This window comes from Streptomyces sp. AC627_RSS907, from assembly GCF_019049165.1.
In genome coordinates, this window is record NZ_JAGMUE010001089.1 from 1 (window position 1) to 554 (window position 554).

Genomic DNA, 554 nt, shown 5'->3' on the forward strand with positions numbered 1-554 from the left:
GTGTGGGCCCGGCCCTGACCGTACGAGCCCGGCTCTGACCGTACGGGCCGAGTCCCGGCCGTACGAGCCGAGCCCCGGGCCGGCGGTGCGCGGCGCCGGCCCCGCCAAGGGGGCTGACGCCCGCCCCGTACGACCGACCCAACCACCGCCACCACATCCGAACGACCCCGATCCCAGACAAGGAACCCTCGCCATGACCGCGACCCCGATCGACGACCCCACCGCCCCCGTCCGTCCCGTCGACCTCTTCGCCTCCTTCCTCCACCTGCACCAGGACGGCCGCGCCCGGGCCGCGGAGCCGGTGTTCCAACGCGAGGGCGACGGCTGGCAGTTGATGACCTTCCACGTGGAGACCGACGCCGACGTCCACGGCGACCACTGGGAGGTGCATCCCGAGGCGGAGGAGGTCGTGGCCTGCCTCGCCGGCGGGATACGCCTGTACTTCCGCCCGGAGCGGCCGGACGAGGCGGAGGAGGAGGTCGCGGTGGCGGCCGGCTCCGCGGTCATCGTGCCGCGCGGTCGCTGGCACCGCATCGCCCTGGACGGCCCGAGCG

General features: G+C 74.9%; 1 protein-coding gene. It reads left to right on the forward strand.

Annotation, left to right across the window (positions count from 1 at the left end):
- Positions 1-193: 193 nt before the first annotated feature.
- A partial coding sequence (locus KUM32_RS40420) for a cupin domain-containing protein (RefSeq protein WP_217146679.1) occupies positions 194-554 on the forward strand: 361 nt, incomplete at its 3' end.